This is a genomic window from Pseudomonas sp. NFACC10-1, from assembly GCF_900119195.1.
In the GTDB taxonomy this organism is placed as follows: domain Bacteria; phylum Pseudomonadota; class Gammaproteobacteria; order Pseudomonadales; family Pseudomonadaceae; genus Aquipseudomonas; species Aquipseudomonas cerasi.
On sequence record NZ_FPJB01000005.1, the window covers coordinates 354,854 to 368,721 of the forward strand.

General features: G+C 55.1%; 8 protein-coding genes, 1 other RNA gene and 2 pseudogenes. 5 read left to right on the top strand and 6 right to left on the bottom strand.

The annotated features are described in order from the left end of the window. Window positions 1-313: 313 nt before the first annotated feature. Both BT119_RS16800 and BT119_RS16805 read left to right on the top strand, forming a co-directional pair. Window positions 314-4,720, top strand: coding sequence for an NACHT domain-containing protein (locus tag BT119_RS16800; protein ID WP_139271364.1), 4,407 nt, complete (start codon window positions 314-316; stop codon window positions 4,718-4,720). A gap of 1,073 nt (window positions 4,721-5,793) precedes the next feature. Continuing rightward, window positions 5,794-6,735 carry a hypothetical protein gene (locus tag BT119_RS16805; RefSeq protein WP_072366394.1) on the top strand — a complete coding sequence of 314 codons (942 nt, stop codon included), beginning with the start codon at window positions 5,794-5,796 and terminating at the stop codon, window positions 6,733-6,735. Window positions 6,736-7,323: 588 nt separating this feature from the next. On the opposite strand, the gene BT119_RS16810 is transcribed toward BT119_RS16805, so the two are convergent. From BT119_RS16810 to smpB, 6 genes and pseudogenes are all read right to left on the bottom strand, one after another. After that, the gene (locus BT119_RS16810; protein ID WP_017708916.1) at window positions 7,324-7,689 is read right to left on the bottom strand and encodes a histone-like nucleoid-structuring protein, MvaT/MvaU family; all 366 of its coding nucleotides are present in this window, start codon (window positions 7,687-7,689) and stop codon (window positions 7,324-7,326) included. A 269-nt stretch (window positions 7,690-7,958) separates the two neighbouring features. Next, window positions 7,959-8,849 (bottom strand): annotated as a pseudogene (locus BT119_RS16820) (chromosome segregation protein SMC). A 93-nt stretch (window positions 8,850-8,942) separates the two neighbouring features. Beyond that, a pseudogene (locus BT119_RS16825) lies at window positions 8,943-9,887 on the bottom strand (hypothetical protein); the annotation flags it as partial. Window positions 9,888-9,974: 87 nt separating this feature from the next. Continuing rightward, window positions 9,975-10,366, bottom strand: a transfer-messenger RNA (tmRNA) gene (gene ssrA / locus BT119_RS16830). Window positions 10,367-10,476: 110 nt separating this feature from the next. Next, window positions 10,477-10,761, bottom strand: a complete 285-nt coding sequence (locus BT119_RS16835) for a hypothetical protein (RefSeq protein ID WP_003364180.1) — start codon at window positions 10,759-10,761, stop codon at window positions 10,477-10,479. Window positions 10,762-11,067: 306 nt separating this feature from the next. After that, window positions 11,068-11,550 (bottom strand): SsrA-binding protein SmpB, encoded by a 483-nt coding sequence (gene smpB, locus BT119_RS16840; RefSeq protein WP_003313649.1) that lies wholly within the window; start codon window positions 11,548-11,550, stop codon window positions 11,068-11,070. Between the two features lie 113 nt (window positions 11,551-11,663). On the opposite strand from smpB, the gene BT119_RS16845 reads away from it, so the two are divergent. Genes BT119_RS16845 through BT119_RS16855 form a run of 3 tightly spaced genes read left to right on the top strand, consistent with a single transcriptional unit; the run spans window position 11,664 to window position 13,816 of the window. After that, the gene (locus BT119_RS16845) at window positions 11,664-13,067 is read left to right on the top strand and encodes a sodium-dependent transporter (RefSeq protein WP_024648070.1); all 1,404 of its coding nucleotides are present in this window, start codon (window positions 11,664-11,666) and stop codon (window positions 13,065-13,067) included. 7 nt (window positions 13,068-13,074) lie between these two features. Beyond that, on the top strand, window positions 13,075-13,509 hold the full coding sequence (locus tag BT119_RS16850; RefSeq protein ID WP_003431552.1) for a type II toxin-antitoxin system RatA family toxin: 435 nt from the start codon (window positions 13,075-13,077) through the stop codon (window positions 13,507-13,509). Further along, window positions 13,502-13,816, top strand: a complete 315-nt coding sequence (locus tag BT119_RS16855; protein WP_054082028.1) for an RnfH family protein — start codon at window positions 13,502-13,504, stop codon at window positions 13,814-13,816. The genes BT119_RS16850 and BT119_RS16855 overlap by 8 nt, the downstream gene beginning before the upstream one ends. Window positions 13,817-13,868: the final 52 nt, after the last annotated feature.

Here is a 13,868-nt window from a genome sequence, read left to right on the forward strand (position 1 = left end):
CGGATTCCATTCGCTGATGGGGCTCACTTCATAGGGGGGCGGGGGCCAGACCCTTCAAATGCGGTGTAACTGGTGTTTCAGGTGTAGCGGTAATTCTTAACTATATGAAAGATAAGAATAAAATAGTTGTAACACTTCGCTGGGAGTTTCTGTGTATGTGATGTAACAATACGGAACTGTGTAACGCAGCCGTTGCCCCTGTGCCCTAGGGCAACCGTGTACGATGGCCGCTAGCGGCCAGGAGCGGTCATTCCGCCTATCTACCAAAACTAGGGGCGATTCAGTCTGAAATTTTGCAGACACCATCTGAGAAATGAACTACAAAGGCGAAATTTCGTCTCTCGGCATCCTTTCTATGAGCTCAGTAAGTACGCAGTCCTCACGCATTCGACGCACCTTTGGCACCCTCTCTCAAGAAAAAGCCGCAGATATCGAGAATCTGATGCTGCGCGACCAGCTGGGTTTGACTCCAACCATCGACTGGGATGCGCTGCTGAAGTCAATGCGCGTGTTAATTGTTTCTGAGGCAGGGACGGGCAAAACTTTTGAGTGTCGGACTCAACACCAGCAGCTCTGGGAAGGCGGTGAGCCTGCGTTTTTCCTGGAGTTATCAGATTTGGCGCAGTCTCCATTCGAGGATCTCCTGTCTCAGGAGGAAGAAAATCGCTTTCATGCTTGGCATACGAGCCAGTCCGACGTCGCGACTTTTTTTTTGGATTCAATCGATGAGCTACAGCTCACGCTGGGTTCATTCAAGGTCGCATTAAACAAGCTGAGCAAAAAGCTTCATGGGAACCTGGACAGGGTACGCATCGTCATTACGACCCGGCCGATTCCCGTGGACCAACATTTGATTCGTCAATATTTTCCGTGCCAGATCAGCCTCGAAAATACCGCTTCGCCCAGCGCAGAACGATTTGCGGAGGTCGCATCATGCCAAGGTAAACAAAAAGATGCAGAAGACAAGGTGGGCCGCGCAGCAGAGCTTCTTGTTGCCATGCTACACCCGCTGTCTGACACGCAAATTCGAGAAATGGCTGCCACTCAACTCGTGACGGACATCGATGGCTTTGTCGCCTCAATTCGTGAGAAGAACGCTCAGGATTTTGCTAGACGCCCGCAAGACCTGATTGAACTCTGCGCTGACTGGCGAGCCTCAAAAAGCATCCGAACCCACCGGGAACAGGTTTCGCAAAATGTTCAGGTGAAGCTCAAAGCACGCACTGATCGACCTGACGAGATATCGCCTGCGCGTGCGCTGGAGGGCGCTAGCCGACTTGCCCTCGCAGCGCTGCTGGCCCGTAAGTTGACGATTCGTCACAACACGGAATCCGATTTGGAGGCCAACCCGCAATCAATCGCGTTAGATCCTGGTCGCGTACTGAGCGACTGGAGTGCCAAAGAAATCCAGACTCTTTTGGAGCGTAGTATTTTTGGGTTCGCAAGCTATGGTCGTGTCCGGTTTCACCACCGTTCGGTGGTCGAGTACTTGGCGGCTCACCGCCTCGACGATCGCTTGTCCTTGGGCATGTCGCTCAAAGCCGTCAAGCGCCTATTGTTCGCTGAGACGTCGCACAAAATCAAAGTCATCAAACCATCCATGCGGCCGATCGCAGCGTGGTTAGCGCGGTTAAACCCCAGCATTTTCGAAGAAGTCCGAAATCGTGAACCCGAAGTTTTACTCTCTGAGGGTGACCCGGAGTCCCTAAGCCCAAGGCAGCGAATCGAGGCGCTTCAAGCTTTTGTCTCTCGGTACGGCAATGGGGGCTGGCGCGGGTTGAAAATACCGTCGTTGCAGGTTAGCCGTTTCGCTTCGCAAGATTTGTCTTCAACGCTCAGGGAGATGCTGGAGCGGGGGATTGAGAATACGGAAGTTCGACAGCTACTGCTTCAGCTCGTTGCCTACGCAGAGATGAGTGATTGCAGTGACCTCGTGTATGCGATCGCCACAGATCCGTCTGTTGAAGATGACGAACGCCTGACTGCGATCGATGCCCTCGTGCAGTTGACTGATCCACGGTTATCAACGCTCGTACAAGAGATGCACGAATCTTCTGAACGTTGGTCAGAACGGCTTATTCGTGGGGCTATAAATGAGCTTTTTCCAGCCTATTTAGGACCCGAGGTGCTGGTGCAACTGTTGGCCAGCCTACCGGTGGTTCCGAATCCGGAAAGCGGGCGAATGGGGTATCTAACACGAACGCTACGGGACGCCAACCTCAGTGCCGATGAGCTCCAGCGACTGTTTGATGCGGTCTCGATGCAGCTTAATGAAAGCGTGTCTTGGTCAGAAGATTGGCCGCACATCTGTGTATCTCGTCCTGATCTTGTACCGTTGCTCGCGATAGCGGGGCTGCAGCTCTCTATCTTGGGGCTGGCCACTCAAGAGGTGGTCGAAGGACTCGTTCTCGCCTTGGCAATAGCTTCGTCACTTCACCTTCGCGGCGAACACTTCAAATCGATCAAAACGATGTTTGCTAGTGCGCCCTCGCAGATAAGAGAGCTTGTGTTTTCCTGCGAGGACAGCTTACGGCAACGACTTAAAGCTAAAAGCGAACCTTGGCCACGGTTATACGCATCGAATTCTAGCGGGGCGATATACCTGAATCATGCTCAGGATTCTGAATGGATTCAGGCGGCCCTGGCCGACCGCCAGCGCTCTCTCGACATGCGCCAACTGATGTTGGAAGCATCACTCATGAATGCGGCTGATCGTTCTCAGGAATGGGCGAGCTACGTAGAAACGCTGAGGCCTCTGGTTAGTGACGATCAGACATTACTGGCGAGGATAGATGAAGCGTTGCAGCCACCAAGCAAGTCCGCGCAGATGGTGGAATTTGAGAGGCGTGATGCGGAGCATAAGCTTATAGCCGAGCGCCGTGCCAGCGACGAGAAACAGTACTGGATGGATTTCTGGCGCCAGCTGATAGGCGACCCAGAGGGGGTGCTGGACTCCCCTGTTGGCGAGCGTACGCTAGAAGCGCTTTGGGAAATCATGAAAAGGGCAACTGGGTCGAACCAGGCATCTAGCTGGAACCGGCGTTTTCTGGAGCAGCACTTTGGCATCTCGGTCACCAATAATTTGCACACCAAGATGCTTACGCTATGGCCGGCACAATGCCCGACCTTACCCATGGATCGACCGCAAGACGAAGTCCGTGTTGTTCAGGTTCGCTGGCAACTTGGACTGACGGCGCTATGGGCGGAAGCCGAAGATCCGCTTTGGGCAACAAAAATCAGCGAAGCACAGGCTCGGACAGCTGCACATTACATCCCATTGGAGTATCTGGGCTGTCCTGAGTGGATAGAGCAGCTCACAAAAGCGTTTCCTGATGTCGTTCAGAGTGTCCTTGGCAGGCAGTTGCGGTGGGAGCTCGAAAAGGTTAGTGAACTTGGTGATTATCTCAACGTATTAAACGTCGTCAAAAATTCACCGCCATTCGTCGCACAGCTTTTCATTGTCGACTTGCAAAGCTGGTTGAACATTTTTATAGAGCCATCTCAGACTGAAGACAGTGGCCCTACTATCTGGGAGCGGCCAAAGACGGTCTTGGCCATACTCATGAGCCAAAACTTCGAGGGCGAGCAAGTCGTTCTTCGCGATACCGTATTGGAAAAGCTACGAAATGCCGACAAACCAGCGTTCGTCCATCTGTGGCTGTCTGCGCTTTTCGCATTGGACCCTGAAGCGGCTACACTCGAATTGACACGACTTCTTCTACAAATAGTCCCGGCGGCCGAGGGGCCCGGAGTCGACTTTTTTTCCAGTGTATTTGGTGGTCGATGGAGCGGGTGGGCTTTTGATCTGGGTTTCGAACGTTTCACCGTCAGCCAGCGCGTACGGCTCTTGCGACTCGCCTACCAGCATGTCCGTCCCAGCGATGATCTGCGCAGGGAGGGTTCGTTTACGCCTACAGCGCGAGACGATGCAGAGCAGGCGCGTAATACGCTCCTAAATGCTGTGCTCGCGCTGACGGGACCCGAAGCTTGGGCTGCCAAGATGGAGTTGGTTGTCGATCCGCTATTTGCGCATTTTAGCGATAGGCTTGCACTCTTGGCGAAGCAAAAGGCAGCGGAGGAAATGGATAAGGCCGAGATGACTGAGGACGAAATCTCACCTCTGGACGACATCGGCGAAGCCCCCCCAAAGACCCGCGATGAAATGTTTAGCTTGATGCAGGACAGGTTGGACGATATCGATGACCTACTGCTGCAAGATGTGTCCCCTCGTGAAAGTTGGGCGAATATAAAATCAGAAAAACTCATGCGCCGGGAAATTGCGCGGAGGTTGAGGGAGACAGCGAACGAACTTTACACAGTTGATCAAGAGGCTGTGACTGCTGATGAGAAAGAGACGGACGTACGAATGCGCTCAACGTCCGGCCAGCAAGCGACAATTGAATTAAAAGTAGGTGAGAACGGTTGGTCCGGTGCAGTATTGAAACGCACCTTGCGAGATCAGCTGTTAACTAAATATATGGCGGCTGACAGCTGCAAAACTGGCTGTTTGATGGTGACCGTAGCGTCTTCGCGACAATGGGACCACCCTGACACTGGCGAAAGGATCGACCTTGTACAGTTAAGGGGCATGCTGGAAGAAGAAGCCGATCAAATTATGGAGGCGGTGGGCCACGAAGTCCGAATTCTAGTGAAAATACTGGATCTTCGACCCCGACTTAATACAGAGTCGGTCACAGAGGTCAGTGAGGACGCCCCCTAATCACCAAGGAATTGCTCTTTGATTGGTAGATACCTTCGAGCGGTCGCGTCTTACCGAGAGCAGCCGCTCACGAATGACCGCTGTTGGCCCAGGCCGTGTGAAAACGCATGCACCGTTTTGAAGCCTGTGTTGCTACGTAAAATCTGCTGGTGTTTGTCTGGTAAGCAAAACTGAAATTTGCGTAGGAACGCGATTTCTGTTGCGTGTCCACTTGCCAAACTCGCTCAAAAACGTTTTCACACAGCCTGGGCCGAAAGCGACCGTTCGTGAGCGGCAGCAATCGGCCGAGGCTGTGTAAAAACGCTTTTGACCAGCAGCTACGGACGAAAACAGTCCGGAAATCGTGTTCCTACTCAAATAGTAGGTCCGTTTGAGCGAGCGCTGGCAGATTTCACATAGCGACGCAGACTTCAAAATGACGAATGCGTTTTTACACACTCTGGGCCAGAAGCAGTCATTCATTAAGAACTGGCGAGATTTAGCTTTCTTCACTTCCGAGACCCTGTCTTTCCAGGGGGCGTTTTCTTGCGTGCCCACTGGGCTCCACTTCAGAGGCAGACTGCGACTGGCAGATAAAATAAATGGTTCCTAGTCGGTCATCCCTGCCAGAAACGCTGGTGGAGGCTGCTGAGTCGGGAGATAGGGCCGAGATAGCTCATACGCATGGCGAGTTAGCACGATGGGTCAACGGTGACAGGAATAGCCCGCCGCACTGACGTTGGGGCTGTCGGTTTACGGTGTAACGTCCCTGCTGATTTTTTTGATTACCGGCGGGCTGTTCGTCCGCCGTCTGCCGATGTTGACGCTCACCAGCAAAGTCTTGCTCGGCCTGGCATCGGTGATGTTCTGAGTAGCGCTGATGCGCCCACATCGAGGATTCAGCTAGAGGTTGCTGGATGCAGGCTACAGTGAGGAGGATCTGGCGATGATCTGGGGCAGGAATCTGTTGCTGGCGATGCAGGAGGGGACAGGTTGTATAGGCGTGGCACAATTGGCATTCTTCCTAGCAAAGCACGGACCTGACGGGCTGTCAGGTCATACATTCTGCTCCATTACCTGTTTGGGATCTGCCCATGGACAACGCTGGAAACGCTTTGCTGCCCTTTGTTGGAGAAGATTCGCTGGAGAGTCTCAAGAAATCCGCCTTGATGGTCGACAAGGTCACCCTAGTGTTCCTGACGAGCATTCCCCGTGCCAAACGCGCGCGATTTCCCTTGTCAGTTGCCTACTACAATGAAGATCAGATTCGCCGCGTCTCCACAGATCTCAACTTATTGTTCGACCATGGTCTGCTGGATGCTCCAACGGAAGATCCGATATCGTCGGGATTCGAGATGGAAGACTTTGACGGTAACCTCCCGGTATGGGTCATCAGAACAGCAAAGAGCACTTGCTACTTCCAGCCAGGAAAAGGTTCGTTCGACGAAACCCTCTCGGAGATGACTCGTCCCGAATGGTTTATGGAAGCGACGCCTGAATTGGGAATCTCCGGAATCCGCAACTCGTTGCATAACATACCCATCGTCTTGGGTAGCAGGTCCCTTCAACAACAGCAATCCAGGGCTGCGGCCCAGGACAACCAGAATCTCGTTCTTGATCTGATGCTTGCCAACGTTCCCCAACCAAGCATCGAAACCCCATGGGAAGCGATACTAGATTGGCGAAATGATGAGGAAGCGAAGATCAAATTCAGGCGTCTGAAAAACTGGATGAACAAGACCTCCGAACGCAAGGACCTGAACCCCGATCACCTGAGGGATGAGGTTCTGTACCTTCTGGATGAATACCAGCAATACATGAAAATTCAGAAAGCGAAATTCTCGACCAGCACCCTGAGAACCATCGTTACTGGTGCTGCGGAGGTACTCGAGTCGTTGACCAAACTCAAGTTCAAAGCTCTCGCAGAAATGCCATTCAAGATCAGCGAGGCTCACTTGGCCGTACGTGAAGCGGAGTTGAAAGCGCCCGGCAGAGAGCTGGCTTACATCGTTGACGCCCACGACAATTTCAAGTGAGCCCATCCAGCCAACTGGGAAACTCTCAGCCATTCTCCCGAGCCTCCCCTGCAAACACCCGAAACCCCACAGCGTTCTCCGCGAGGGCAATCAATACACACGCTCCGCCGTAACCGGCCTGTGTTCCACCTGGCAGACCACCAACATCAACCGCAGCTCGATCAGCTAAAAGAAAGGCATCTCGCCGGACGCCGCGCTGTTCGGCTACAGCGAGAACCGATCATCGCCTTCCGGCTGGCGCTTTAAGAGGCGGCACTGGCTAACGGATGTTCGAGAAGAAGGAGGATGACTGCGGTGAGGTGATCCTGGTACTGGGATCCGCGGCGGGGACGCAAGAGGCGGCGTGATTTGCAAGGCTCTAGTAAATTCTGGCTCATCGCCGGGTCTTGCGCTGGATATCTCAAGGGGAGCATGCAGTCCGTGTGGAAACTGTCCGCTTTTGGCCGACAGCGGGCTTCCAGTTTTGCTATAAAATTCACGACTGTGCAGGTCGTTTGTAACTGCAGCTTGAAGCTGTCTGGTGAGTTGGTGGGCTTTAGGCCCGCAGCAAAAAGGGCCCTGCTGGGCCCTTTTTCAGGTGAAGCGGCTTTATTTCTTCAGCCATCCCTCCACAACGTCTGCGCCGTGTTCTGCTTTCCATTCCTTCAAAGCTCTGTGATTCCCACCTTTGGTCTCGATCACTTCACCTGTATTTGGGTTTTTATAGACCTTTAGGTCACGTGGCTTGCGTGTGCCTGCAGGTTTTTCGGCGATCGTGCTTCGGGCCGGGGCCTTTGGGTCGAGCAGATTGACGATGTGCTTTAGGCTGAAGCCGTACTGATCAAGCAGCTTGCGCAGCTTCGATTCGAACTCGATTTCTTTCTTGAGCCCCTCATCGCCCTTCATCGATTCCAGTGCCCGGAGCTGCTCGGCGAGGTGTTTTTCCAACTGGCGGTACTCTGCAAGTTTGGACATTATTTTTCCCTGTTTTTGATTGCGTGTGGTTATTCAGATCGAATGCGTCGTTCGCCAGTTCAGCCTATTTCCGGCGTTTCAGTTGGCTCTCAATGTGGGCCAGTTCCGCTTTGATTGCGTTGATCGTCAGTGCTTGGATCTGAATGGTTCTGCCCGGGGCCGCGTTGATGGTTTTCAACAGTGTCTCCAGATGAGCTTTCCGGGCTTTGATCGTGTCAGACCAACTCGCGGCGTTCTGAGGTCGCTTGGTCATTGTAATTACTCTGTAGTTACGCCATGTGGCTGCTCTGTTCGGCCTGCTGACGTGCTGGGATTTCGTTCAGATGAAGCAGATCCTGCGCGCCGTAGTTGCGCGCCCGGTCGGATAGTTCATGCCACGTCCAGTTCCCTACGGTTTCGCCTTCCTGCGGAACCGCCAGTTTCAACAGGCTCACCTGATCAAGGCCGAGCAGGTTGTAATTTGCCCACAGCCTTCCGCCCACATCGAAGAGTGCCTCAGCGGCCTCGTTCCATTTCTCTTCCAGCACTGTTTGAGAAAGCCACAGGGCTTCGCGCTCTATCCCCTTATGCTTTTCCTGTGCTTCGGCGATGTACCGATCTACGGTGAGCAGCTCCTGCTCCAGCGCGGATATGATCAGGCCTTGTCGACGATCATGTTCGGCGGCGGTTGCCAGGTTTTTTGCGGCTTTTTGCGCATCGGCGTTGGCGGTCTTTTCGCCTTCGGTGTCGCCCCTTGCGACGGCCTGTGCATACGCAGTCGCAGCGTCCGTTTCGGCCTGCCGGGCTTTGGCCATGTCCTCTACGGCCTGTTATTTGATCTGTTCAAGACGGGTGCTGAGGCTCTGACGTTTTTCATTCAGCTCCTGCTCATCGGCTTTCCAGGTGTTCATGGCCTCGATGTAACCCGCCATCAAGGAATGGCTGTTGATAAGGGGCTCGCGGCGATTGATCTTCTGATCCAACAGGTACGCATTGTGCTTGCGCGCATCGAAACGCGTTTTCAGCTCGTTGTACTTGTCGCGCAGCTCGCGCTCATGGGCAGGCTCAATGGACTGCTCACTTTCCAGCGCTGCTTCAAAAGGCAGCATCTGGGTATGCAACTGATCAGCCTCTTTCAGCAGTTGATCGCGGCGGTCTTTCAGTTCTTGGATCTCGTTCATGTGTCTGGTCTCTGTTCAATTCGATAGGGAGTTGGTTGTGTGGCTGGCGAGGCCGGGAATCAGCCGGCGCTACCTCGATCAGCAGAGATGCACTCAGGCAGCCCGAGCCTCGCTTTCAGCCAATCCCGGAATTGTCTTCACGATGTAGCAGCGTTGCGTGCCCAGCCCGGGCAGGCGCACCAGACTCGATGCCTTGCCGTCGTTCCCCGGCTCAATGACCCCGCGCTGCAGCAGCTCCTTGTTCACTGCATTAATGTTCATGCCCCGGAAGATCTCCGAACGCCATGACTCGGGGAGCACGTAGTACGTGTTGGTGGTGTGCAGTGAGTCGCCCAGGCCGTGTTCCATCGTCTTGCGAAAGCCAAGCCGGTCGATGGTGCGCGGACCGTGTTCGTCGATCTTTGCCGCTGCCGATTCCCAGCGGGTAAATCGGCTCTCGCCGAAGCGCTCGATGACCTGGCGCAGTCGCGACACGATTGCGTCACCCTCGAAGTTACCGACGCCGCCACGCTCGTTCATCCATGCGTTGAGGCACACCCGAGCAGCGGTGGTGGCGGTGCCATCGGGCCAGCCTGTTATCCCCATCGCGGTGGCCAGCTCACCCGCTGCGGCAGCGGGCCCAAAGCGAGCGGCGGTACGGTGTGCTTGTCCGCTGGCCGACGCGGGTAACGATCGGGCGATAAAGCCTTCCAGCGTGCGGCGCAGAATGGCGGACTAGGCGTGGCGTTTATCGGGTTCGCACAGGGCTGTGAGAAAGGCGGTGAGCGGTGTGCCGTAGTATTTCGCGACTCGCGCCTTGAGCGCGTCGGACAGTGTTGCCGCATCTTCAAAATCGTTCAGGGTGTCGAACATGCCTAAGCCTTTGCTAGCATCGGCCGGAACGGCGAGCATGCGTATTTCCATGCCCGCTTTCAGCTCCTTGTTCGCTTCGGCCATATGCTGGGCTAATGTCTTCTCGCCGGTGGAGAGGAACAGCAAACGCCACTCCTGCATCTGCCGACTAGCCTGACCTCGATCATTTGCCCTTGCCTTGCCCGATCTGCGCTTGGCGACTTCTTGTAAGGGCAGTATTCATAGAATTCCGCCCACAAAAAAAGACGCCCTAGGGCGTCTTCATTTGCAATTTGGTGGAGCCGGGGGGATTTGAACCCCCGTCCGCCAGTACTCCGCTGTCGGTACTACATGCTTAGCCGTGTCTATTAAGTTAACCCTCAGCGACCCGACGGGCAGGGTGCTTTGGGCGAGTTGTGTAAGTTTTAGTCGCTTCGTCCACAACGTACTAGGCGACGATCCTGTTCTATATGACAATCATTTCGGGTTTACAGGCATCCCCTGATGATTGCTGGAGCCGAAGCTACCAGAAGGAAGGCTAGCACCGCTTACGCGGCGAGAGCGTATTCCCCGTAGGTTTCGTCATTGGCAACTATAGAAAGTTGCAACAGTGGATTTACGAGTTCTGTTACCAACTCGGCATGCACCTAAAGTTTCATCACCGGCGTCGAATCCAAATCGGCCCCGAGACTGCTTTCGCAATCGCTGGGGCGCAGTGTACGCCAATTGGCGTGGCACGTCGACCCGTCTGCTGCAATCGTTCAGGCCAGCCTGAGTGGCTGGCCTGCTCGAAGGTTTACTTGGTGCCTTCGCTGCCCGAACCGGTGTTTTTCAGGGAAGTGATGGTCTTGGTGGTGATCTCAACGCATTTTTTCTCGTCATTCTGCGCTTGGGCCGCTTTGGCGTTCTTCACAGTGGTCTCGAGCATAGTCTTGTTTTCGGGACTCAAGTTGGTGCTGGACGAGGTGTTGGCGTTTTCGATGGTCTTGATGTTTGCAGCGCACAAATCATCGGCGGCAAAAACCGGCGAAGCCAACAGGGCGGCGCTGAGGAACAATCCAGTGAGGGCGGTACGCTTCATGTGTGTCTCCTTATAACCTGTGGACTCGGTATGGCCGGTATTTGAGGCCGTCGCCCGAGGGTTTGAAAGCCCGTTTAACAGTTGGGCCTAAAGGATTGACTGTGGTGTGACGCAGGCGTTCTATTTTATTTTCGGAATACTGCGAAATAGCCACATTGCGCATTCAAGCACCAAAATGAGGCGATCTTCGCTTTGGGGTATCGAACGGGTTGAAGCGGGGGAGTGGAGAGGGGGGTGGGATGAAGGGGTGGATACGAAGTGCCAAATGTCCGGGTCAGGACATTTGGCACACGCCAGCGCCAGGGGCTAGTCTTCCTTGCCTTTGGAGCGTACGGCACGCTGCAGCTCACGGTCCGAATCGCGTTCACGTTCGGTGTGGCGCTTGTCGTATTCCTTCTTGCCTTTACCCAGCGCAATTTCGCACTTGACCAGGTGCTCCTTCCAGTAAACGGAAAGGGCTACGCAGGCATAGCCTTTCTGCTGAACCGAGCTGGTGAGCTTTTCGAGCTCGCGCTTGTTCAGCAGCAGTTTGCGGGTGCGTGTCGGGTCAGCGATGACGTGCGTGCTGGCAGTCTTGAGAGGCGTGATGTGGCAACCCATCAGCCAGGCCTCGCCATCCTTGAGCAGCACATAACTGTCGACCAGCTGTACCTTGGTGGCACGCAGGCTTTTTACTTCCCAGCCAGACAGGACCAGACCGGCCTCGAACTTGTGTTCGATGAAGTAATCGTGACGCGCTTTCTTATTTTGCGCGATGGTCCCTGTAGGGTGTTTCTTGAGCTTAGCCATAGGGGGCGCATTATAGGCAGTTGCATCAATGTCGGCTACGGGAAAGCGCGTGCTTGAGCACAAAGGTTGAATCCCGGACAATGCGCGATCTTTTTTGGCTGGGCGTTTCGATAATGTCGACGGACAAGGTTTCGGTCCACGGTAGCTGGGCAAGTCGCTGGGTGTTCATCCTGGCTGCTACCGGCTCTGCTGTGGGGCTGGGCAGTATCTGGAAATTTCCGTACATGGTCGGTGCCTATGGCGGCGGTGCATTTGTACTGGTTTTTCTGGCGTGCATCGCGCTGATCGGTATTCCGGTCATGATCGCCGAGACGCTGATTGGCCGTCGTTCCCGGCTCAGTCCTGCGAATGCGCTCAAGACGCTGGCGCAGGAAGCCGGGCATTCGCCGCGCTGGTCCTGGGGGGCGTTTGCCGGGATGATCACGGCGCTGCTGATTCTCTCCTTTTATAGTGTGGTGGGCGGCTGGTCGCTGGATTACATCATCGACATGGGGCGCGGCGACTTTCAAGGCGTGTCGCCGGATCAGGTCGGTGCGTATTTCGGTGCGGTGATTGCCGACCCATGGCGTCTGATTCTGTGGCACACCATTTTCATGCTGCTGTCGGCGGTGGTGATCGGCAAGGGTGTCGAGGCCGGCCTGGAGAAAAGCCTGCGCATTATGATGCCGATGCTGTTCCTGCTGATGCTCGCGCTGTTGGGCTATAGCCTGACCACAGGGCATTTCATGGAAGGCGTGCATTTCATGTTCGACTTCAACCCGGAGAAGGTGCTGGATGGCTTGCTGCCCGCGATGGGCCATGCGTTCTTTTCCCTGAGCGTCGGTGTCGGCTCGATCATGGTTTACGGCGCGTACATGACCAAAGGCGCGTCGATCAGCAGTACGGTCGTCGGTATCGCGTTGCTCGATACCTTCGTTTCGCTGTTGGCCGGCCTTGCGCTTTTCCCGATCGTGTTTGCTGCGGGCCTGAACCCCAGCGAGGGGCCGGGCCTTATGTTCGTTACGCTGCCTTACGCGTTCGGCAACGTCGCATTCGGCCAATTGATGGGCATCGTGTTCTTCGTGCTGGTGGCCGTCGCAGCCTGGAGTTCGGCGATTTCGTTGCTAGAGCCAATGGTCGCCTACCTGGTCGAGCGCACCCGTATTCGCCGCGCCTGGGTGACGTTCTGGCTGGCCTTTACCTGCTGGTTTGTGGGCCTCGGCACGGTGTTCTCGTTCAATATCTGGCAAAAAGCCAAGTTTTTCGTGAACGATGGAGGCGCATTCCACCTCTATCAATGGGGCGCATCGACTGGCCTGGACTTCTTCGGAGTCATTGATTTCTTCACTTCGCGGATCATGTTGCCGCTGGGTGGGTTGTGTTTTGTAGTATTCGCCGGTTGGGTGATGGGCCGTGAGACGGTGCGCGACGAATTGTCGATTCGCAGTCCGCTGCTCTTCAACCTGACGTACTTTTTGATGCGCTACGTGGCGCCGCTCGGCATTCTTGTAGTGTTTGCCGCTCAGCTCTGGAAATGACGCTCACATGACTACGCATATACAACGCTCTGCTTTACTGCCTTACCCGGCCGGGTTCCTTTATGACCTGGTCAATGATGTGGCTCGTTATCCCGAGTTCCTGCCGTGGTGTTCGTCCGCTACCGTGGTTGAAGCCAGTGAGGCGCAGATGCGCGCCAGCCTGGAGATCGCCAAGGGCGGTCTGAGCCAGAAGTTCATGACGCGCAACACGCTGGTTCCCGGTGAGTCGATCGTGATGGACCTGGTCGAAGGGCCGTTCGAACAGTTTCACGGCGTCTGGACGTTCAAGCCGCTGGGCGAGAAAGCCTGCAAGATCAGTCTGGATCTGTCCTTCGATTATGCCGGCACCCTCGTTCGCGCCACACTAGGGCCACTGTTCAATCAGGCAGCCAACACGCTGGTGGATGCGTTCTGCCAGCGAGCGAAAGAGCTGCATGGCTGACGCATCGATTCAGATAGAGGTGGTCTACGCCTCTGTACAGCGCCAGGCATTGAAGACGATCGATGTCCCGGCCGGATCTTCGGTACGTCAGGCGCTGGCACTCAGCGGTATGGACAAGGAGTTTCCCGAGCTGGATCTTGGTCAGTGTGCCGTGGGTATCTTCGGCAAAGTGGTGGCTGATCCTGCTGCGCGGGTGCTCGAGGCGGGTGAGCGGATAGAGATTTATCGCCCGCTGGTGGCCGACCCCATGGAGATCAGACGTCTGCGTGCCGCCAAGGCGCGTGAGAAAAGAACGCCTCCCGGCTGAACGCTGGCTGAATGGAAGGCACAAAAAAGCCCGGCATGCCGGGCTTTTTGTT

What these genes read in the sequence shown, in the direction of transcription:
- BT119_RS16835 (WP_003364180.1), bottom strand. Translation starts at nt 10,761, where the DNA reads ATGAAGCGTACCGCCCTCACTGGATTGTTCCTCAGCGCCGCCCTGTTG.
- BT119_RS16855 (WP_054082028.1), top strand. Translation starts at nt 13,502, where the DNA reads ATGGCTGACGCATCGATTCAGATAGAGGTGGTCTACGCCTCTGTACAG.
- BT119_RS16845 (WP_024648070.1), top strand. Translation starts at nt 11,664, where the DNA reads ATGTCGACGGACAAGGTTTCGGTCCACGGTAGCTGGGCAAGTCGCTGG.
- BT119_RS16800 (WP_139271364.1), top strand. Translation starts at nt 314, where the DNA reads ATGAACTACAAAGGCGAAATTTCGTCTCTCGGCATCCTTTCTATGAGC.
- BT119_RS16805 (WP_072366394.1), top strand. Translation starts at nt 5,794, where the DNA reads ATGGACAACGCTGGAAACGCTTTGCTGCCCTTTGTTGGAGAAGATTCG.
- smpB (WP_003313649.1), bottom strand. Translation starts at nt 11,550, where the DNA reads ATGGCTAAGCTCAAGAAACACCCTACAGGGACCATCGCGCAAAATAAG.
- BT119_RS16810 (WP_017708916.1), bottom strand. Translation starts at nt 7,689, where the DNA reads ATGTCCAAACTTGCAGAGTACCGCCAGTTGGAAAAACACCTCGCCGAG.
- BT119_RS16850 (WP_003431552.1), top strand. Translation starts at nt 13,075, where the DNA reads ATGACTACGCATATACAACGCTCTGCTTTACTGCCTTACCCGGCCGGG.